The following is an 18,707-nucleotide window of genomic DNA, read 5'->3' as shown; positions in this document are numbered from 1 at the left end:
ACTTTACATAAGGGCATTTCGAGGAGTGTCCCGGCTGGTCATTTTCTGGCCATCAGGGCCTCGATCTCGGCCACCCGCTTGGGCACCCCGGCGGAGAGCACCTCGTGGCCGGTGGCGGTGACCGCCACGTCGTCCTCGATGCGGATGCCGATACCGCGGAAGGCCTCGGGGATGTCATCGTCGGCGGGAACATAGAGCCCCGGCTCGATGGTCAGCACCATGCCCGGCTCCAGGGGCAGTGGCTCGCCGTCGCGGCGGTAGGTCCCCACGTCGTGGACATCGAGCCCCAGCCAGTGGGAGGTGGAGTGCAGGTAGAAGCGACGATAGCTGTCGTCTTCGATGCGCGCCTGCACCTCGCCTTCGAGCAGCCCCAGGCCGATCAGCCCCTCGGTGAGGCCGTACACCACCAGGTCGTGGATCTCGGCCAGGGTGGCGCCGGGGCGCACGGCGTCCACCGCCCGCTCCTGCACCCCGAGCACCAGCTCGTAGAGCGAGCGCTGGGCCCCGTCGAAGCGCCCGTTGATCGGGAAGGTGCGGGTGATGTCGCCGGCATAGAGGTCGAACTCGCCACCGGCGTCGATCAGCACCAGGTCACCATCGCGCAGCCTGGCCGCGTTCTCGATGTAGTGCAGCACACACGCATTGGCGCCGCCACCGACGATGCTGGCGTAGGCCGGGCCGCTACCGCCCTGCCAGCGGAACTCGTGTTCGAGCTCGGCCTGCAGCTGGTACTCGGCGAGCCCCGGCCGGGCCGCCTGCATGGCCCGCACATGGGCCCGGGCCGAGACCTCCGCGGCGTGGCGCATCAGGGCGAGCTCGGCCTCGCTCTTGACCTGGCGTTGCGCGTGGAGCAGCGGGGCGATATCGGCGAAGGCCTCGGGCGGGCGGGCGCCGCGGCGCACCCGGCCGGCCAGGCGGCCACGCAGCTCGTCGGCCAGGACCAGGGCCTCGTTATTCGCCAGGAGCAGGTAGAGGGCACGACGGCCATCGAGCAGTGCCTCGAGGCGCTCGTCGCGCTCGGCATTCCCGAAGGCCTGGTCGACCCCATGCTCGCGGACGGCCCCCTCGGCGCCGAGGCGGATGCCGGTCCAGGCCTCCAGGGCCGGGTCGCGGTCCTGGCAGAAGAGCACGCTTTCGCCCTCCGCACGGCCCGGCAGCAGGACCAGCAGGGCATCGGGCTCGGGAAAGCCTGTCAGGTAGTGGAAGTCACTGTCCTGGCGAAAGGGGAACTCGCTGTCGCGCGAACGGGTGACCAGGGCAGCGCCGGGCAGCAGCACGGCGCTGCCGGCCGGCAACGACGCCATCAGCGCCTGCCGGCGAGCGCGGTATTCGTCGTTGCCGATGGGGGCAGGGCGGGGCAGGATCTCGGGCAGCATCGTGGCTCCTCGGTGTGTGTGTGGGGGTCCAGTGGCGTCAGTGGCGCGTCTCGTCGTCGACCCGCTCGACCTGGGGTTTGCCCGGGTGCTGCTCGGTGTAGAGCAGCATGGCGGCCATGCGGGCATGCTCGGTCAGGGCGAAGAGATCGTTCTCGTTCTCGGGGCTGTCCTCGATATCGGTCTCCATGGCCGCCAGGCCCTCGAGATCCTCCAGGGCCTCGCGCAGGGGCGCCGACCAGCCCTGCCGGGGCGCCTCGCCGGCATCCTGGACCACCTCGAGGAAGCCCAGCGTCCACTCCTTGAGGCCCTGGGCACGCTCGGCCAGCGAGAACAGCTCGTCCGGCAGCAGCGGCTCGAAGCCGAGCTCCGCCGCCGAGAGAGCGTCCAGCGTCTGGCGCCGCCAGGCCAGGAGACGCTCGGCGGCTTGCGCGTCGCGGGGCTGCTCGACCCCCAGGGAGAGACAGACCTGCTCCAGCCAGGCCTCGGCGGAGAGGTCCTGAAGGGCCAGGGCGGCGCTCAGCCTGCCATCGAGAAAGGCCGGTGACTGCATGCTGCCATGCAGCAGGAAGAGGTCGGCGATGGTGGAGAAGTCCTGGCGTTCGTTGATCAGTGACATAGCAAAAGTCCGTGATGGGGCCGTGCATGCAGAGAGCGACGATGTTCCGGGGCGCGTTGACCGCCCGAGAACGGCTCTCTTATAGTGAGGATCGAATCGATTCCATTCCTGGATGTTAACGCATCGGGCCACCGGGAGGCGCGGCCATCGCCCCCGCCCGACTGGACCGAACCGGAGCCCGTCATGACCGATGCCTCGCGGCCGACCACCGAAATCACCCTGCTGGGGCGTAGTTACGTCATCGCCTGCCCACCAGACGAGCAGGCCAAGCTCGAGCGCGCCGCCCGCTATCTGGACCGGGCCATGGATGGCATCCATGCCCGTGGCAAGGTCCTGGGTGCCGAGAAGATCGCCATCATGGCGGCGCTGAACATCACCAACGAGCTGCTCGAGACGCTCGATGCCCAGCGCGAGGGCGAGCAGAACCTGAACCAGCTGAGCGCCCGGCTCGACCAGGCCCTCGCCGACACGCCTCGCCGATAGGCAATCAGCACTTTGGCCCTGTCCGTGGCTCTGGTAGGATGAAGGTGTTCCCTGGGGTGTTTGCCAGTCGTTATCGTCCCTCGAGCCTATGCGCAATACCCAGGGGGCCATATGCTAGCCGGACCCGTGTGCATGTCCGTGCGTCGGAAAGCCTGACGGTTCGGCTGCGGCCACCCACCTTGAACCACTGGGTTCAAGGGCCAGAACGACAGCGGCACTCTGGGGAACCTCGTCCGACATGACCACCATGCAGGATCTTGCCGCACCTCTTGCCTTCGACGGCCCCCGTCACGAGCTACGCCGCGAGTTGCGGCGACGACGGCGTGCCCTGACACCGCGCCAGCATCGCGACGCCTCCCGGCGGCTGTGTCGGCGGCTCAAGCAACTCCCCGAGGTCCGGCGCGCCCGGCGTGTGGCCCTCTACCTGCCCAATGATGGCGAAATCGATCCCACGGGGCTGATCTCCTGGTTCCGGGAGCGTAATGCCCGCGTGCACCTGCCGGTCCTCAAGCCGCTCTCCCACAATGCGCTGTGGTTCGTCCACTACCATGCCGACACCCCGATGACGGCAAATCGCTTTGGCATTCCCGAGCCCGATACCCGCCATGGCGCCCATCGTGCCCGGCGACGTGCGGCCTGGGCGCTGGACCTGATCCTGCTGCCACTGGTCGGGTTCGATGACGACGGCCAGCGCCTGGGCATGGGCGGCGGCTTCTACGACCGTACCCTGGCCTTCACCCGTCGCCCGGGGCCACGCCCGCGGCTGATCGGCCTGGCCCACGACTGCCAGCGTGTCGAGCGATTGCCGGTCGCCCCCTGGGATGTGCCGCTGGACGCCATCGTCAGTGATGCGCGCATCATCCGTCCCTGATACGCGAACGGGCCGATGCGCTGCATCGGCCCGTGTCGTCTTGCGGTTCTGGTCATGGCGCTGTCAGCCGGCGTCGTACTAGCTGCCGACCAGCGCCTGGGCATAGCCGGTTGCCACGACGCCGATGCCGAAGACCAGCAGCAGTGCCATGACCAGATCGGGCTTGCGCTTCATTGCCTACTCCGTTGGAGACTCGACCACAAGGGGTCGGAAGAGTGGTGGTAAGGACCTTGTCAAGGTGTCGCCTCCTGCAGCCAATCAGGCCTCGGCAACGCTGTGACTATAGGGCTACCACCTGCACGATGACAACCTTCATCACGCAGGGGTTACATTTTTAAACACTTGGCAATTCTCGCCTGCGCAGTGAGTCAGTGCTTACACAGCGGCGGCCTGCCCCTTCAGGCCATGAACAACCGGTAGGCGGAATTGTCCGACTCTTTCCAGTAGCGATAACCGATCTCGTCGAAGTACTCCTCGACATGGGAACGGTCGCCATTGGGCACCTGCATCCCCACCAGTACCCGACCGTAGGCGGCACCGTGGTTACGGTAATGGAACAGCGAGATGTTCCAGTCCTGGGGCAGGTGGGTCAGGAAGTTCATCAACGCTCCCGGGCGTTCGGGGAATTCGAAGCGGTAGACCTCCTCGTCGAAACTCTCCTTCGGCCGGCCGCCGCCCAGGTGGCGGATATGCAGCTTGGCCAGTTCGTTGTCGGTGAGGTCCTCCACCGGGTAGCCGGCATCGCACAACTTCTCGATTACCGCCTGGCGGTCCTCGCCACCGGGCTTGACCTGCACGCCGACGAAGATATGGGCGTTCTCCGGGTCGGCATAGCGGTAATTGAACTCGGTGACCATGCGCTTGCCGATGGTCTTGCAGAACTTCTTGAAGCTGCCGGGCCGTTCGGGGATGGTCACCGCCAGGATCGCCTCGCGCTGCTCGCCGAGTTCGGTGCGTTCGGCGATGTGCTGCAGCCGGTCGAAGTTGGTATTGGCCCCGGAGTTGATGCACAGCAACGTCTGGCCCTCGGCCCCGGTCTGCTGGATGTACTTCTTGAGCCCGGCCAGCGACAGGGCGCCGGAGGTCTCGGACACCGCCCGGGTGTCCTCGAAGATGTCCTTCACCGCCGCGCACATCTCGTCGGTATTGACGGTGATGACGTCGTCGATCAGGTCGCGGATGATGGAGAAGGGCACCTTGCCGATCTGGGCCACGGCCACGCCCTCGGCGAAGACCCCGACCTGCTCCAGCACCACCCGCTTGCCGGCCGTCAGGGCCGCCTTGAGGCAGGCACTGTCCTCGGCCTCGACGCCGATCACCTTGATGTCGGGCCGCAGGTACTTGATATAGGCCGCCACGCCGGCGATCAGGCCGCCGCCGCCCACCGGCACGAAGATGGCGTCCAGCGGGCCGGCATGCTGGTGCAGGATCTCCATGGCCACGGTGCCCTGGCCGGCGATCACGTCGATGTCGTCGAAGGGCGGGATGTAGGTGTAACCGTGCTCCTCGATCAGCTCCTGGGCATGCTCGGCGGCCGCCGCGAAGGCGTCGCCCCTGAGCACCACCCGGGCCCCGCGGGCGCGCACCGCCTGGACCTTGATGTCCGGGGTGATGCGCGGCATCACGATCACCGCCTTGACGCCCATCAGCTTGGCGGCCATGGCCAGGCCCTGGGCATGATTGCCGGCGGAGGCGGCGATCACGCCCTTGGCCTTCTGCTCCTCGCTGAGCTGGGCCATCTTGTTGTAGGCGCCACGAATCTTGAAGGAGAAGACCGGCTGCAGGTCCTCGCGCTTGATCAGGATCTGGTTGTTGAAGCGGCGAGAGAGGAAGGGGGCCGGGGAGATCGGCGTTTCCCGGGCGGCTTCATAGACCCGGGCCTGGAGAATCTTCTTGACGGTGGCTTCTAGCATCCTGATGTCCCAGAGGAATGGCGCGGAGGGCTGTGCTGCAGTGCAGAGAACCCCTATTGGTAGCATTCCCGGAGGCATGGCGTCCAGCGCAGCCCCTTCCATCCTTGGGCTATGGCGCTGCCGGCCCCCGTGGGGTCATCGCAGCAGCTGAGGGCGAGAGGCGCCGGATCAGCCTCGAGCGTTACCGCCCCCTGACATCGGCAGGGGACGCTCGCTGGCCTATAATGGCGCCCACTTCCAGCCACCGGAGAACGTTTGCATGACCCAGGACGAACTGAAGGATGCCGTGGCCGCGGCCGCCATCGACGAGATCGCCCCCTCGCTCGAGAACGATACGGTGCTCGGCATCGGCACCGGCTCCACCGCCAACCTCTTCATCGACCGCCTGGCCGCCCTGCGCCACGACTTCAAGGGGGCGGTGGCCAGCTCCGAGGCCAGCGCCGAGCGCCTGCGCGGCCACGGCATCGAGGTGTTCGAACTCAACAGCGTGGGCAGCATCCCCTTCTACATCGACGGCGCCGACGAAGTGAACGCTCACTTGCACATGATCAAGGGCGGCGGGGCGGCCCTGACCCGCGAGAAGATCGTCGCCGCCTGCGCCGAGACATTCATCTGCATCGCCGATGCCTCCAAGAAGGTCGATCGACTGGGTGAGTTTCCGCTGCCGGTGGAGGTGATCCCCATGGCGCGCTCCTACGTGGCCCGGGAACTGGTCAAGCTGGGGGCCGATCCGGTCTACCGCCAGGGTGTGGTCACCGACAACGGCAACCAGATCATCGACTGTTTCGAGTTCATGATCGACGACCCGGTCGCCATGGAGACGCGTCTCAACGCCATCGTCGGCGTGGTCACCAACGGCCTGTTCGCCGCCCGCGGCGCCGACGTGCTGCTGCTGGGCACCTCGAGCGGCGTCGAGCGGCTCACCCCGGCCTGAGGCCGGCACCCCTCGCGAGTGAGCACTTACTCACCAGGCAGCAGCGTCGCCAGGCCCTCCAGGGTGGTCGCCAGGGCGCCACGGTTGGCCGCCACCACCCGGCGCCCGGCGTCGGCCAGGCGCCGACATTCACTCCGGTCGGCGAGCAGTCGGACCAGGGTCCCGGCCAGCGCCTCGCCGTCGGCCACTTCCACCAGGGCCCCGGCCTCGCGCAACACCTCGGCCACGTCCTCGAAGTTGGCGAGCCCGGGGCCGGTGAGGACCGGCACGCCCATGGCAGCGGGCTCGAGCAGGTTGTGGCCGCCGATCGGCGCCAGGCTGCCGCCGACGAAGGCCAGGTCGCCCGCGCCGTAGAGGGCGAGCAGCTCGCCCATGGTGTCGCCCAGGTAGACGGCCGTATCGGCGGCCGGCCATTCATCGCGGGAGCGTCGTGCCAGCGCCAGCCCCTGCTCCCGGCAGAGCGCGGCCACGGCGTCGAAGCGCCGGGGATGGCGGGGCACCAGGACCAGCAGGGCGCTCGGCAGCGTCTCGCGCAGCCGGGCATGGGCGGCCAGCAGCTGCTCGTCCTCGCCGGGGTGGGTGGAGCCGGCCACCCAGACGGGGCGCTCGCCCAGCCGCGTGCGCAAGCGCTCACTCACCTCGATAGCCCCGCCATCCGGCGAGATGTCGAATTTCAGCGACCCCACCACCCGGGTAAGCGCCGGCGCCATGCCCAGCGCCCGGAAGCGTTCGGCGTCGGCGGCGGACTTGGCGGCCAGCCAGTCCACCCGGCTCAGGGCGTCCCGCATCAGCGGACGCAGGCGGCGATAGCCCCGGAAGGCCCGGGGCGACAGCCGGCCATTGACCACCGCCACCGGGACGCCTCGACGCCGACAGGCGTGCAGCAGGTTGGGCCACAGCTCGGTCTCGAAGAACAGCGCCAGCTCCGGGCGGAGACGGGCGACGAAGCGTTTCGCCGCGCCGGGGAAGTCCAGCGGCACGAAGGCATGACGAAGGCGTGGCGCTTCGCCGGGTTTCGCTAGCGCCTCGCGCAACGCCTGCACGCGCTCGGCGCCGGTGGCAGTCATGGTGGTGACGGTGAGGTGATGCCCCGGGTAGTGCGCCAGCAGCGCCTCGATCAGTGGCCGGGCGGCCTGAACCTCGCCCACCGAGGCACAGTGCAGCCAGATCGTTCGCTCGCCGGCCGGCACGGGAGACAGCTGGCCCAGTCGTTCCCGCCGGGGTCGGCCGGGCAGCCGTTCGCGCCAGACCCGCCACCAGATCAGCGGCGCGAGCCCGTAGAGGACCGCCGAGTAGAGCCGGCGCGCCCAGGGGGCTCCCCGCTGGGCCGGCTGGCGAGCGGCCATCAGGTCTCGCGGTCGAGGATGGTGGAGATCATCGCCGTGGTGGAGACGCCGTCCTCGAAGCCCAGCACCTTCACCTCGCCACCTGCCTCACGCACGGCCGCGCCGCCGGCGATCTGCTCGGGGCGATAGTCGCCGCCCTTGACCAGCACGTCCGGCAACACCGCCTCGATCAGCCGCTGCGGGGTGTCCTCGGCGAAGGCGACCACCCAGTCCACGGCCCCCAGGCCGGCCAGCACCTGCATGCGCCGCGGCAGCGGGTTGATGGGCCGCTTGGGGCCCTTGAGCCGGGCGATGGAGGCGTCGTCGTTGACCGCCACGATCAACCGGTCGCCTAGCTTGTGGGCCTGCTCCAGGTAGGCCACGTGGCCGGCGTGCAGGATATCGAAGCAGCCGTTGGTCATCACCACCCGCTCGCCGCGGGCCTGGGCGGCACGCACCGCCTCGATCAGCGGGCCTTCCTCGATGGCGCCGAACTCGGCCAGCTTGTCGCCGTGCAGGGCGGTGTAGAGCTCGGCAATGGAGAGCGTGGCGGTGCCCGGCTTGGCGACAACCAGACCGGCGGCCAGGTTGGCCAGGGTCATCGCCTCGGGGAAGCCGTGGCCGGCGGCCAGCGCCAGCCCCAGTACGCCGATCACGGTGTCGCCGGCACCGGTGACGTCATAGACCTCGCGGGCCCGGGTCGGCAGGTGCAGCGGCTCGTGGTCGCCGCGGATCAGGGTCATGCCCTTCTCGCTGCGGGTGATCAGCAGTGCCTCGAGCTCGAGTTCGGTGCGCAGCGCCTCCCCCCTGGCGGCCAGCTCGGCATCGTCACGGCAGTGCCCCACCACGGCCTCGAATTCGGTCAGGTTGGGGGTGATCACGCTGGCCCCGCGGTAACGATGGAAGTCGCCGCCCTTGGGGTCGACCAGTACCCGCTTGCCGGCGCCGCGTACCAGGCGGATCAGCGCCTCGACCCGGTTGAGGGTGCCCTTGCCGTAGTCGGAGAGGATCACCAGGTCGCAGTCGGGCAGGGCCGCCTCGACCCGTGCCAGCAGCCCCGAGGTGTCCACCTCGCCGAGGCCCTGCTCGAAGTCCAGGCGGATCAGCTGCTGGTTGCGACTCATCACCCGCAGCTTGGTGATGGTGGGAATGCCGGGGCTGCGTTCGAAGTGAGTGCTCACTCCGGAGCTCTCCAGGCGGCTGCCCAGGCGGTCGGCGTTGTCGTCGTCACCGACCATGCCGGCCAGGGCGGCATGGGCCCCCAGGGAGGCGATATTGAGCGCCACGTTGGCGGCGCCGCCGGGCCGGTCCTCGGCCTCCTCCACGCGCACCACCGGCACCGGCGCCTCCGGCGAGATGCGCGAGGTGCCCCCGTGCCAGTAGCGGTCGAGCATCACATCACCCACCACCAGCAGGCGCGAGTGTTCCATGGCAGTCAGATCAAGCTTCATCGGCAGGGGACTCCGTGTCCTGGTGAGCGGTGGTGTCGGCGAGCAGGGTGTCGAGTCGCTCGATCACGTCCTCGGCGCGGATCAGCGACATGGCATCGGGGTGGCGTACCCGCTGGCCCCAGGGAAGCGTCTCCGGCGCCTTGTGCAGGTAGGCACGTACCGCCTCCGGATAGCGATCGACCACGAACTCGCGCCACAGGTAGGGAGCGGCGCGATCGGGGTTGGTGGTGGCATAGAGCCCCACCACCGGCACGCCCAGGGCATTGGCCATGTGCACCGGCCCGGAATCGGGCGCGACGACGGCCCGGGCCCGGGCGATCAGCGCCAGCAGCCCCTTGAGCGAGGTGCCGCCGATGGCATCGATCACCGCCTCCGGCCGGCTGAGGGCCTGGATGCGCTCGCCCATCTCGCGCTCCTGGGTGCTGCCGCCGCCGGTGAGCACCGCCTTCAGCCCGTGCTGAACCCAGGCGTGCTCGATCACGGCCGCATAGCCCTCGGCAGACCAGTTGCGGAAGTTGCGCAGCCGGGGATTGGCACAGGGGCTCATCAGCAGGTAGGCGGCATCGCCGGTCAGGGCGAGGGCCTCGTCGAAGGCGGCCGCGGGCACCGGCAGGTCCCATTCCAGTGAGAGGTCCTCGACCCCCAGCAGGCGGGCGAAGTCCAGGAACGACTCCAGCACATGGGCCCGGGGGTGGGGCGCGAGCCGGCGATGGGTGAACCAGTGCTGGGCGTCCTTGGCGCGGGCCTTGTCGTAGCCCACCCGCACCCCGGCCTTCAATCCCAGGGAGAGGACACTGGCGCGCAGCGCCTGCTGCATGTGCAGCAGGACGTCGAAGCGGGTGTCCGCCAGCTCGCGCCACAGCCGGCGCATGCCGGCCACGCCGGTGGCCTTGTCGTAGACGACGAACTCGACCCCGGTGAGGCCGGCCAGTAGACTGTGCTCGCCCTTGCCGATGATCCAGGTGATACGCGCCTCGGGCCACTGGCGCTGCAGGGCGCGTACCGTCGGCACCAGGTTGCAGACATCGCCCAGGGCGGAGAGTCGCAGCACGCCGATGTGCCGAGGTTGGGCAGGCAGAGGATGCTTCATGCGCTTGGCAACATTTCGAACGGGAAAGGTTTCCATTCTATATGATGCGGACAGTTTATGTGACGCCTGCCGGGCGCCACAAACCGGTCCGCCGATTAGCCCGCAGGCCTTCGATCCCGACCATTGGCGGCGAGAGGGTCGTGTCGTCGGCGAGGCACCCGGCCGCGGCGCCAGCCTGTTTCTCGATGCCGGGCGCGGCCAGTGGGTGCTGCGCCCCTATCGCCGCGGCGGCCTGATCGCCCGGATCAGCAGTGCCCGCTACCTGTGGACCGGTCTCGAGCGCACCCGCGCCTTCCGCGAACTGCGCCTGACCGCCGAGCTCTTCTCGCGTGGCCTGCCGGTCCCGCGCCCGGTGGCCGCCGGCGTGACCCGGCATGGCGTCACCTACGAGGCGGCGCTGATCACGGAGCGTCTTCCCGGGGCCCGCGCCCTGGCCGCACGCCTGGCCGGGGAAGGGTACCACACCCCCCTGCTGGAAACCGTCGGCGCCACGGTCCGTCGCTTCCACGACGCCGGCCTCGACCATGTGGACCTCAACGCCCGCAACCTGCTCGTCGACGAGCGCGACCGGGTCTGGCTGATCGACCTCGATCGCTGCCGGCTGCGAGCCCCTGGCCCCTGGCGGGCAGCCAATCTCGAGCGCCTGCAGCGCTCGCTGGCGAAATTCGATGCCGACGCGGCCATGGCCGCCATTCGGCGGGGCTACGAGACGCCGAGTTCGCGTGGCACGCCACGCTCCGGATAGACACGCTGCAGCAGTTCCTCCAGCCCCTGGAGGATATCCATCCTGCCGGGTACCTGGCCGTCCCGATGAAACACGGCCTCATGGCAATCCTCGTAGCGGGGCCAATAGCGGAACGGCACCGTCATGAAGAAGATGCCCAGGGTCGGCGTATGGGTCGCCAGGGCCAGGTTGCGCACCCCGGTATCACCGCATACCAGCACGCTCGCCTTCGCCATCCAGGGCGCCAGTCGATCGAGCCCCATCCGCGGCTGGATCTCGACGTTGTCGTGCCGTGCCGCCACCTCGGCCAGGAAATCGCCGGACTCCTTCGCCTTGTGCCCCTCCAGCAATACATGGCGATAGTGTGGAAACGTCTCGGCCGCCTGCTCGATCACCTCGCACCAGGTGCTCAGCGACAGCGACTTCTCCGCCCTCGACGCGAAGGGAAAGTAGGCGATACATGGGTCGGCCTGGGCGCGTCGATGCCGCGGCATGGCGAACTCCAGGGGATAGCGCGGCTTGTGCCCCATGATCTTGAGGAAATCCAGCAGCACTTCGGCCTCGTAATGGAAATCCGAGCGCAGGATGCCCACATCGAAGAGCAGGTGGTTGAAAACCCGACGATAAGGGAAGCCAAGCTTGACCTGTGCGGTCGTCATCAGGGTCAGCAGACGCGAGCGAGAGGTATCGGCGAGGTCGAAGAGTACGTCGACCTCGCCCACCGCCCTCAGCGAACGCCACTGCTCGCCTGGTCCACCGCGGGTGTCCAGCACATGGACCTCGTCGACCAGATCTTCAGGCACCGCATACCGGTACTTGCTGACGGTGCTCAGGATGATATGCGCCCCGGGAAAGAAGCGGCGCAGCTCCACCAGAAAGGGACGGGCCGCCATGTAGTCCCCGAAGGCACACTGGCGGATCACCAGGATCCGCCGAACCTGCTCCACGTGGAGCCGGGAGAGCCAGCGACGTCCTCGCGTATTGAGGTAGCCGCCCTTCTCGATCCACGCCTTCATCTCTCGAGTTCCCCTTCGTTCCCTGCGTACTCCTCGATCAGGGCCGTCACATGGGCCTCGAGGGTGAAGTCCTTGCGTATCCGCCGCCGGGCCGACTCGCCCAGCCGTCGGCGCAGGCCCGCGTCGGCGGCCAGTTCGGCCATGGCCCCGGCCCAGGCATCGGGCGCTTCCGGCGATGCCAGGCGACCGTTGTCGACATCGATCAGCTCGGGTATGGCGCCGCTATCGGCACCGATGACCGCCTTGCCGGCGGCCATGGCCTCGATCACCGTCAGCCCGAAGGCCTCGTTGCGCGAGGGGACGCAGACGATATCGAGGGCCTCGAACAACCTTGGCAGGTCGCGGCGAAAGCCGGCGAAGGTGACCCGTCCCTCGAGGCCCAGCGCGGCGACACGCTCCCGGAGCGCCGCCACGTAGTCTTCGTTGCTGCCCTCACCGGCCGTCAGGCCGCCGATCAGCACCCCGTGCCAGGCCAGATCGGGCCAACCGTCGGCCAGTCGCGCCAGGGCCTCGACCCATGCCGCCTGCCCCTTGCCCGGGGTGAGCCGCCCCGGCAGGCCGATCGCCACGGCCCTCTCGGGAAGGCCCAGCTCGCGCCGCAGTGCCTCGCGCGCCTCGCTCGACAGGCGAGGCGCATAGGCTGCCGGATCGATCCCCAGGTAGAGCCGGCGAATCCGCGCGGCCGGCAGCGGAAAGGCGGCCAGGTTGCGTTGGCGGGTCGCCTCGCTGATGGCGAACAGCCGGGTGACGCGCCCGTAGGCCCAACGGTGGTAGGGGTCCTTCTTCGGCCGCGTGACGCCCATGTGGTCGGTGAAGAAGAGCCTCAGCCCCGGCCGAAGGGTCGACAGCAGCGCGCCCAGGCGCAGGTCGCTGGACTTGTGGCAGTGCAGCACGCGAATGTCATTGGCCTTCAGGTAGGCGAGGATCCGTGCCATCGCCAAGAGTGCCCGGCCCTGGGTCGGTACCTGCAGCGGCGTGATGCCGGCCTCCTCCAGGCTCGCGGCGACACGCGAGCCGGACAGGGCCAGGCCATGGGGCTCCCACCCCTGACGCTTCAGCTCGGGTATAATCCGCGAAGGATACATTTCCAGTCCGCCCCAGCCGTGCGAGAGGCAGATATGCATGACCTTGTGGGACAAGGTTGACTCCTTTCCGGTATCGGGGCCCGGGAGCCCGGATGACGATAATTTCCGCCACTGCCATGGACGAACGCCGCTCCCGCCTGCTGGTGGTTCGCAACGACAAGCTCGGTGACTTCATGCTGGCCTGGCCGGCACTGGCCTGCCTCAAGGCAGCCGACCCGGCCGCCCATGTGAGCGTGCTGGTGCCGGCCTACACCGCCCCGATCGCCAGGCTCTGTCCCTGGATCGACGAGGTGCTGCTCGACCCGGGCGATGACGCCGGGGCCGATGGCCGACGCGAACTGCTGACCAGGCTGCGCGACGGCCGCTTCGACGCCCTGCTGACGCTTTTCTCCACCCCGCGTATCGGCTGGCTGGGCTGGCGGGCCGGCATACCGCTGCGCCTCGCCCCGGCCACCAAGTGGGCCCAGCTATTCTACAACCGACGCATCACCCAGCGCAGGTCGCGTTCGGAGAAGCCCGAGTACGTCTACAACCTGGAGCTGGCCGAAGGCCTGCTCGACGAGCTCGGCCACCCCCTGCCACCACGCCCGGCCCCCCCCTTCTGGCCGCTGCCCGACGGCACCCGCGACGCCCAGCGCGCCCGTCTCGCGGGTGAGCTCGGCCTCGACGCCAGGCGCCCCTGGATCTTCGTGCATCCCGGCAGCGGCGGTTCGGCGGTAAACCTGTCGCTCGACCAGTATGACGAGCTGATCCGCGAGGTCGAATCGCGCCTCGCGACGGCGTCCGCCCCACGACCGACCTGGCTGCTGACCGCGGGGCCGGGGGAAGAGGCGACGGCCGATGCATTGTGCGACCGGCTCGTCGCCGAGGGACTCTACGCCACTCGGCTACCGCCCCGCCAGGGGCTCGATGATTTCGCCCTGAGCCTCGCGGCGGCGGACCTGTTCATTGCCGGCTCCACCGGCCCCCTGCATATCGCCGGCTGCCTGGATCGCCCCACGGCGGGCTTCTACCCGGCTCGACGCTCGGCCACCCCCCTGCGCTGGCAGACCTGCAATGCCCGGGCCCATCGCCTGGCCTTCAGCCCACCGCATGGCGCCGACGAGACCGACATGACGAGCATCGACCTGCAGGCGGCGGCAGAGCAAATCGCGCACCACATCCAGACACTCACCATCAACGAGCCCGCGCCATGAAGCCCATCACCGGCATCGTCATCACGCTCAACGAGCAGCAGCGGATCGCCGCCTGCATCGACTCCCTGCAGCGGGTCTGCAGCGAGATCATCGTCGTCGATTCGCTGAGCCAGGACGACACCGTCCGCATCGCCGAAGGCAAGGGAGCGCGGGTCCTGCTGCAGGAATACCTCGGTGACGGCCCCCAGAAGGCCCACGGCGTTCCCCATGCCGCCAACGACTGGATCCTCAGCCTGGATGCGGACGAGCGGCTGGAGGAGGATGCGGTGGCCGCCATCCAGGCCCTGACGCTGGATGATCCCGCCCTGGCCTACCGCTTCAACCGCCGCAACTTCTGCGCCAACCACTGGATCAGGGCGGCGGGGTTCTACCCGGACAGGGTGGTCCGGCTCTACAACCGCACCACCTCGGGCTACCTGCCGAAGAAGGGCCACGCCTCGGTGCGCGCACCCAGGGTCCAGGATACCGGCGCGCACATCCGTCACTTCACCTACGATGGCCTCTCCCACTGGATACAGCGTATCGATCAGCTGTCCACCCGGGATGCCTGGGCCATGAAGGAGCGAGGGGTCACCCCCTCGGCGTGGCGGCCCGCCCTGCATGCCGCGAGCGCGACCCTGCGCAAGCTGATCCTCAAGGGCGGCATCCTCCAGGGGGCCGATGGCCTGACCGTGGCCATCACTACCGCCTTCCATGCCTACATGAAGTACGCCAAGCTCAACGAACTGTACGAGAACGACAGTCACCGGGACGATGAGTGACGGGAGCCCCGGCCGCGCCGCAAAGGCGGCCGGGGCTCCATCCCGCTGCTCCGCCTTGATAAGCTAACCGCGAACCCAACCGGGATATCGTCATGCCCCTCCCTGCCACCCTCGCCCCCCTGCGCCGACCTCGCTGGTGGGTCCTGCTCGTCATCGGGCTGTGGATCGGCCATGCCGCCGTGACCGTGACCCTGCTGCCCCCCTGGGGCCTGGTGCCGATCGCCGGCGCCTGGCTCGGGCTGGGCTGGTTGCTGCGCTGGGGGGCACCGCGCCATCCGCGTCCGCCGGTCCGCGTCTGGCCCTGGTCGCTGCTGCCCATCGCCCTCTGGGGGCTCTATGTCTACCTGGCCGCCAGCTTCGGCAACGTCGACCTGGGAGCGGTGTTCTTCCACCTGCAGGCGGGCATGACCGATCACGGCGGCGTCGACCGCAAGCTGGCCGCGGTGCTCTACAACCTGTCGATGGTCGCACTGCTCGCCTCCTTCACCTGGTTGATCAGGAGGGATCACCGCTGGCGGCTCTGGGAGCGTCTGCTGGCCCTGGGCCTGCTGGCCAGCAACCCCCTGCTCTTCGGCATCACCCAGCGCGGGGCCGCCATCGTCACCGACGACGGCGCCTGGCTGGAGCGCCGCTATGTCGCGCCGGTGATCCGGCAGGCCCCCGCGGACCCGCCCAACCTGCTGCTGCTCTACCTGGAGAGCATCGAGCGCACCTACGGCGACCGCGAGCGCTTCGGCGATGCCTATGCCGATCTGGAAGCCCTCGGCGAGCAGGGACGGGTCTTCGAGGCCGTGCGCCAGCTCGACAACACCGGCTGGACCATGGCCGGCATGATCGCCAGCCAGTGCGGCACGCCACTGATGCCCGCCGGCCTGCTCCACGACAGCCAGTTCGAGCCCCTGGGCCAGGTGGTGCCCGGCATCGACTGCCTCGGCGACCTGCTCGCCGACCAGGGCTATCGACTCGCCTACCTGGGCGGCGCCAGCACGGCCTTCGCCGGCAAGGGTGTCTTCTACGAGGACCACGGCTTCGATACCGTGCTGGGCCGTGAGGAGCTGCGCCCGCGGCTCGAGGATCCCGAGTATCTCAACAACTGGGGGCTATACGACGACTCCCTCTACGCCTTCACCCTGGAGGAGATTCGCCGCCTGGACGAGACCGGCGACCCCTGGGGCGTCGTCACCCTGAGCCTGTCCGGCCACGCGCCCTACGGCTATCCGGCGCAGAGCTGCATCGATCGCCAGGGCGAATTCGATGGTGCCGACATCCTCTATTCGGTCGAGTGTTCGGCCTGGCTGGCCCGGAACCTGGTCGAGCGGCTCGAGGCCGAGGGCCTGCTGGAGAACACCCTGGTGGTGATCGCCAGCGACCACCTGACCATGCGCGTCTCGGCATGGGACGACCTGATCCGCGACGAACGAGACAACACCTTCATGCTGCTGGGCCCCGAGGTCCCGCTGGGCCGGGTGCGGCGTGAGTCCTCTATGCTCGACGTCCTGCCGACCGTGCTCGAGGCCATGGGGTTCGAGATCGAGGATAACCGTGCCGGCCTGGGTGCCTCGCTGCTCTCCTCCTCTCCGACCCTGCTGGAACTGTACGACAGGGAGCTCGTCAACGACCGTCTACGCGAAGAGACGGCGCTGCAGAAACACATGTGGGATGGGCTGGTACCCGAGCGGCCGCCCGAGGAAGCGCCGCCGGAGCAGGAGCAGGTCGTGGAGAACCCGGAGGATGCCACCGGCGAGGAGCCCGCCATGGTGCAGTGAACCGCAGCTACCCCCGGGCGATGACCGTCTCGGTCGACGCCAGCACCGCCTTCAGCAGACGCTCCGGAGGCAACTGCACCAGACAGTGGGTATGCCCGAGCGGGCAGGTCCGCTCGAAACAGGGCGAGCAGGAGAGGCCGAGATAATGGATCTCGGCATTGTCGGTCAGCGGCGGAGTGTAGCGTGGCGAGGAGGAGCCATAGATCGCCTGGACCCGGGTGCCCACGGCGGCCGCCACATGCATCAGGCCCGAATCGTTGGTGACCACCTGGCGGCAGTCCGCCAGCAGGTCCACCGCATCGGCCAGCCGGGTGCGTCCGCACAGGTTGTGCACATGGGCCTGTCCCGCGCTGATCGTCTCGCCGGCGGCCTCGTCCTTTGGCCCCCCCAGGACCCTGACCTCGAAGCCTTCGGTCACGAGCCGTGCGGCCAGTTCGCGGAAGTAGGCGAGCGGCCACTGCTTGGCCGGGCCGTATTCCGCTCCCGGCATCATGCCGATGGCGGGCCGCGACGAGAGCCCGAGGGCCGCGCGCAATTCATCGAGGTTGTCGGCATCGACGGCGAGCCGCGGAGGGGGAATGGCAAAGGTCCCCGGCTCGGCCTGCACGGCGGGCAGGCCGAGGGCGACGAAGCGCTTGACGGTCTGGTCCAGCACCGTCTTGTCGAGCCGGCGGCGGTCATTGAGCAGGCCATAGCGCTGTTCGCCGGTGAAACCGATACGCCGTGGAATGCCTGCCAGGAAGGGCACCAGGGCCGACTTCCAGGAGCGCGGCAGCACGATGGCTCGATCGAAGCGTCCGCGCAGATCCCTGGCCAGTGCCCGCCGGGCCCGCCAGCCGAACTCGCCGTGGCCCGTCTCGAGACACGCCACCTCGTCGACCTCCGCCATGCGCTCGAGGATCGGCCGCGACCAGGCCGGGGCCACCACGCCGATCCGGCAACCGGGATGACGCGCCTTGAGGGTCATCAGCAGGCTCTGGGCCATGACCATGTCACCCACCCAGGAAGGTCCCACCACCAGGATCCGCTCGCCCGTCGGCGGGGGCGCGGTACCGGCCTCAGCCATGCAGCCACTCCAGGTACTCGCGTACCCCCTCGGCGACGGTACGAAACTCGCGGTCATAGCCGGCCTCGCGCAGCCGCGAGATATCGGCCCGGGTGTAGCTCTGGTAGCGTCCCTTGAGTTCCTCGGGGAAGTCGATGTACTCGATCTCGCCCTTGCCGTGGAAGCCGATTACCGCCTCGCCGATCGCCTTGAACGGCTCGGCGCGGCCGGTCCCCAGGTTGAAGATGCCGGACCGCTCCGGGTGGTCCAGGAACCACAGGTTGACGTCGACCACGTCGCCCACGTAGACGAAGTCGCGGCTCTGCATGCCCGCTTCATAGCCGTCCCAGGCGCCGAACAGCTTGAGATTCTCGCCGGCGCTCACCTGGGTGTGGTGGTGGTAGGCGACGCTGGCCATCTTGCCCTTGTGCTGTTCGCGGGGGCCATAGACGTTGAAGTAGCGAAAGCCCACCACCTGGCTCTGGAAGTCATCCCAGCGCGCCCGCACGTACTGGTCGAACAGCAGCTTGGAGTAGCCGTAGACGTTGAGCGGCTTCTCGTGCTCCGGTGCCTCCACGAACACCTCGCTGCCGCCGTAGGTGGCCGCCGAGGAGGCGTAGAGGAAGGGAATGCCCTGCCGCTGGCAGAAGTGCAGCAGCACCTTCGAGTACTCGAAGTTGTTGTCGAGCATGAAGCGGCCGTCCCACTCGGTGGTGTCGGAGCAGGCCCCCTCGTGGAAGATCGCCTCGATCGGCGGCAGCCTGGAGGGTTCGCCGCGCAACACCGCCTCGACCCGGGCGCGGAAGTCGTCCTTGTCCAGGTAGTCGCCGAGGGTGCAGTCGGCCAGGTTGACGAACTTGGTGCCGTCGGAGAGGTCGTCGACCACCAGCACGTCGTCGCGGCGGCGGGCGTTGAGTGCCTTGACCAGATTCGAGCCGATGAAGCCGGCTCCGCCTGTCACTACGATCATTGGGATGTCCTCGTTGGGGCACAGCGGACTGCGCCTATAACCGATCTGCCTGTGATTGTATACTTGACGCCTCGTGAATTCATGG

At 68.7% G+C, this 18,707-nt stretch carries 17 protein-coding genes and 1 other RNA gene; 8 read left to right on the top strand and 10 right to left on the bottom strand.

The window, feature by feature from the left end:
• Positions 1–38: 38 nt before the first annotated feature.
• Positions 39–1,376 (bottom strand): Xaa-Pro aminopeptidase, encoded by a 1,338-nt coding sequence (gene pepP, locus CR157_RS15670; RefSeq protein WP_110284448.1) that lies wholly within the window; start codon positions 1,374–1,376, stop codon positions 39–41.
• 37 nt (positions 1,377–1,413) lie between these two features.
• Positions 1,414–1,992 carry a UPF0149 family protein gene (locus tag CR157_RS15665; RefSeq protein ID WP_110284447.1) on the bottom strand — a complete coding sequence of 193 codons (579 nt, stop codon included), beginning with the start codon at positions 1,990–1,992 and terminating at the stop codon, positions 1,414–1,416.
• Between the two features lie 183 nt (positions 1,993–2,175).
• Here CR157_RS15665 and CR157_RS15660 point away from each other — a divergent pair, with 183 nt between their 5' ends.
• From CR157_RS15660 to CR157_RS15650, 3 genes are all read left to right on the top strand, one after another.
• On the top strand, positions 2,176–2,475 hold the full coding sequence (locus tag CR157_RS15660; RefSeq protein WP_110284446.1) for a cell division protein ZapA: 300 nt from the start codon (positions 2,176–2,178) through the stop codon (positions 2,473–2,475).
• A gap of 45 nt (positions 2,476–2,520) precedes the next feature.
• Positions 2,521–2,705, top strand: a non-coding RNA gene (gene ssrS, locus CR157_RS15655) — 6S RNA.
• Positions 2,706–2,713: 8 nt separating this feature from the next.
• Complete coding sequence (locus CR157_RS15650; RefSeq protein WP_110284445.1) at positions 2,714–3,346, top strand: 5-formyltetrahydrofolate cyclo-ligase; 633 nt, start codon at positions 2,714–2,716, stop codon at positions 3,344–3,346.
• A 398-nt stretch (positions 3,347–3,744) separates the two neighbouring features.
• On the opposite strand, the gene ilvA is transcribed toward CR157_RS15650, so the two are convergent.
• Positions 3,745–5,259, bottom strand: a complete 1,515-nt coding sequence (gene ilvA / locus CR157_RS15645) for a threonine ammonia-lyase, biosynthetic (RefSeq protein WP_110284444.1) — start codon at positions 5,257–5,259, stop codon at positions 3,745–3,747.
• A gap of 259 nt (positions 5,260–5,518) precedes the next feature.
• Between ilvA and rpiA the strand changes: the two genes are divergently transcribed.
• On the top strand, positions 5,519–6,193 hold the full coding sequence (rpiA, locus tag CR157_RS15640) for a ribose-5-phosphate isomerase RpiA (protein ID WP_110284443.1): 675 nt from the start codon (positions 5,519–5,521) through the stop codon (positions 6,191–6,193).
• 26 nt (positions 6,194–6,219) lie between these two features.
• Here rpiA and waaA read toward each other — a convergent pair whose 3' ends face one another.
• Genes waaA through CR157_RS15625 form a run of 3 tightly spaced genes read right to left on the bottom strand, consistent with a single transcriptional unit; the run spans position 6,220 to position 10,059 of the window.
• The gene (waaA, locus tag CR157_RS15635) at positions 6,220–7,539 is read right to left on the bottom strand and encodes a lipid IV(A) 3-deoxy-D-manno-octulosonic acid transferase (protein WP_110284442.1); all 1,320 of its coding nucleotides are present in this window, start codon (positions 7,537–7,539) and stop codon (positions 6,220–6,222) included.
• Positions 7,539–8,969 (bottom strand): bifunctional D-glycero-beta-D-manno-heptose-7-phosphate kinase/D-glycero-beta-D-manno-heptose 1-phosphate adenylyltransferase HldE, encoded by a 1,431-nt coding sequence (gene hldE, locus CR157_RS15630; protein ID WP_110284441.1) that lies wholly within the window; start codon positions 8,967–8,969, stop codon positions 7,539–7,541. The genes waaA and hldE overlap by 1 nt, the downstream gene beginning before the upstream one ends.
• Positions 8,959–10,059, bottom strand: a complete 1,101-nt coding sequence (locus CR157_RS15625) for a glycosyltransferase family 9 protein (protein ID WP_110284440.1) — start codon at positions 10,057–10,059, stop codon at positions 8,959–8,961. The genes hldE and CR157_RS15625 overlap by 11 nt, the downstream gene beginning before the upstream one ends.
• On the opposite strand from CR157_RS15625, the gene CR157_RS15620 reads away from it, so the two are divergent.
• Positions 10,058–10,804, top strand: a complete 747-nt coding sequence (locus CR157_RS15620; RefSeq protein ID WP_110284439.1) for a 3-deoxy-D-manno-octulosonic acid kinase — start codon at positions 10,058–10,060, stop codon at positions 10,802–10,804. The genes CR157_RS15625 and CR157_RS15620 overlap by 2 nt on opposite strands.
• On the opposite strand, the gene CR157_RS15615 is transcribed toward CR157_RS15620, so the two are convergent.
• A complete protein-coding gene (locus CR157_RS15615; protein WP_110284438.1) occupies positions 10,762–11,799 on the bottom strand; it encodes a glycosyltransferase family 9 protein in 1,038 nt (345 codons plus the stop codon). The two genes, CR157_RS15620 and CR157_RS15615, sit on opposite strands and share 43 nt — an antisense overlap.
• The gene (locus CR157_RS15610; protein WP_258364195.1) at positions 11,796–12,938 is read right to left on the bottom strand and encodes a glycosyltransferase family 4 protein; all 1,143 of its coding nucleotides are present in this window, start codon (positions 12,936–12,938) and stop codon (positions 11,796–11,798) included. Before CR157_RS15610 ends, CR157_RS15615 begins: the two co-directional genes overlap by 4 nt.
• Before the next feature lie 38 nt (positions 12,939–12,976).
• On the opposite strand from CR157_RS15610, the gene CR157_RS15605 reads away from it, so the two are divergent.
• From CR157_RS15605 to CR157_RS15595, 3 genes are all read left to right on the top strand, one after another.
• Positions 12,977–14,080: a glycosyltransferase family 9 protein gene (locus CR157_RS15605; protein ID WP_258364194.1), complete on the top strand. Its 1,104-nt coding sequence runs from the start codon at positions 12,977–12,979 to the stop codon at positions 14,078–14,080.
• A complete protein-coding gene (locus CR157_RS15600) occupies positions 14,077–14,841 on the top strand; it encodes a glycosyltransferase family 2 protein (RefSeq protein WP_110284436.1) in 765 nt (254 codons plus the stop codon). Before CR157_RS15605 ends, CR157_RS15600 begins: the two co-directional genes overlap by 4 nt.
• A gap of 92 nt (positions 14,842–14,933) precedes the next feature.
• Positions 14,934–16,607, top strand: coding sequence for a sulfatase-like hydrolase/transferase (locus CR157_RS15595; RefSeq protein ID WP_110284435.1), 1,674 nt, complete (start codon positions 14,934–14,936; stop codon positions 16,605–16,607).
• A 7-nt stretch (positions 16,608–16,614) separates the two neighbouring features.
• Here the strand turns inward: CR157_RS15595 and waaF are convergent, their stop codons facing one another.
• Both waaF and rfaD read right to left on the bottom strand, forming a co-directional pair.
• Positions 16,615–17,673 (bottom strand): lipopolysaccharide heptosyltransferase II, encoded by a 1,059-nt coding sequence (gene waaF / locus CR157_RS15590; RefSeq protein WP_110284434.1) that lies wholly within the window; start codon positions 17,671–17,673, stop codon positions 16,615–16,617.
• Positions 17,666–18,622 (bottom strand): ADP-glyceromanno-heptose 6-epimerase, encoded by a 957-nt coding sequence (rfaD, locus tag CR157_RS15585; RefSeq protein ID WP_110284433.1) that lies wholly within the window; start codon positions 18,620–18,622, stop codon positions 17,666–17,668. The genes waaF and rfaD overlap by 8 nt, the downstream gene beginning before the upstream one ends.
• Positions 18,623–18,707 lie beyond the last annotated feature (85 nt).

The sequence above is a fragment of the Halomonas sp. LBP4 genome (genome assembly GCF_003202205.1).
GTDB classification, from domain to species: Bacteria; Pseudomonadota; Gammaproteobacteria; order Pseudomonadales; family Halomonadaceae; genus Halomonas; species Halomonas flagellata.
This window is presented reverse-complemented; position numbering and strand designations above follow the sequence as displayed.

Excerpts from the sequence above, each read along its gene's own strand:
- CR157_RS15620 (WP_110284439.1), top strand. The coding sequence starts at position 10,058 with ATGCGCTTGGCAACATTTCGAACGGGAAAGGTTTCCATTCTATATGAT.
- CR157_RS15615 (WP_110284438.1), bottom strand. The coding sequence starts at position 11,799 with ATGAAGGCGTGGATCGAGAAGGGCGGCTACCTCAATACGCGAGGACGT.
- CR157_RS15600 (WP_110284436.1), top strand. The coding sequence starts at position 14,077 with ATGAAGCCCATCACCGGCATCGTCATCACGCTCAACGAGCAGCAGCGG.
- rfaD (WP_110284433.1), bottom strand. The coding sequence starts at position 18,622 with ATGATCGTAGTGACAGGCGGAGCCGGCTTCATCGGCTCGAATCTGGTC.
- waaF (WP_110284434.1), bottom strand. The coding sequence starts at position 17,673 with ATGGCTGAGGCCGGTACCGCGCCCCCGCCGACGGGCGAGCGGATCCTG.
- hldE (WP_110284441.1), bottom strand. The coding sequence starts at position 8,969 with ATGAAGCTTGATCTGACTGCCATGGAACACTCGCGCCTGCTGGTGGTG.
- pepP (WP_110284448.1), bottom strand. The coding sequence starts at position 1,376 with ATGCTGCCCGAGATCCTGCCCCGCCCTGCCCCCATCGGCAACGACGAA.
- CR157_RS15665 (WP_110284447.1), bottom strand. The coding sequence starts at position 1,992 with ATGTCACTGATCAACGAACGCCAGGACTTCTCCACCATCGCCGACCTC.
- CR157_RS15605 (WP_258364194.1), top strand. The coding sequence starts at position 12,977 with ATGACGATAATTTCCGCCACTGCCATGGACGAACGCCGCTCCCGCCTG.
- waaA (WP_110284442.1), bottom strand. The coding sequence starts at position 7,539 with ATGGCCGCTCGCCAGCCGGCCCAGCGGGGAGCCCCCTGGGCGCGCCGG.
- CR157_RS15660 (WP_110284446.1), top strand. The coding sequence starts at position 2,176 with ATGACCGATGCCTCGCGGCCGACCACCGAAATCACCCTGCTGGGGCGT.
- CR157_RS15650 (WP_110284445.1), top strand. The coding sequence starts at position 2,714 with ATGACCACCATGCAGGATCTTGCCGCACCTCTTGCCTTCGACGGCCCC.
- CR157_RS15625 (WP_110284440.1), bottom strand. The coding sequence starts at position 10,059 with ATGAAGCATCCTCTGCCTGCCCAACCTCGGCACATCGGCGTGCTGCGA.
- ilvA (WP_110284444.1), bottom strand. The coding sequence starts at position 5,259 with ATGCTAGAAGCCACCGTCAAGAAGATTCTCCAGGCCCGGGTCTATGAA.
- rpiA (WP_110284443.1), top strand. The coding sequence starts at position 5,519 with ATGACCCAGGACGAACTGAAGGATGCCGTGGCCGCGGCCGCCATCGAC.
- CR157_RS15595 (WP_110284435.1), top strand. The coding sequence starts at position 14,934 with ATGCCCCTCCCTGCCACCCTCGCCCCCCTGCGCCGACCTCGCTGGTGG.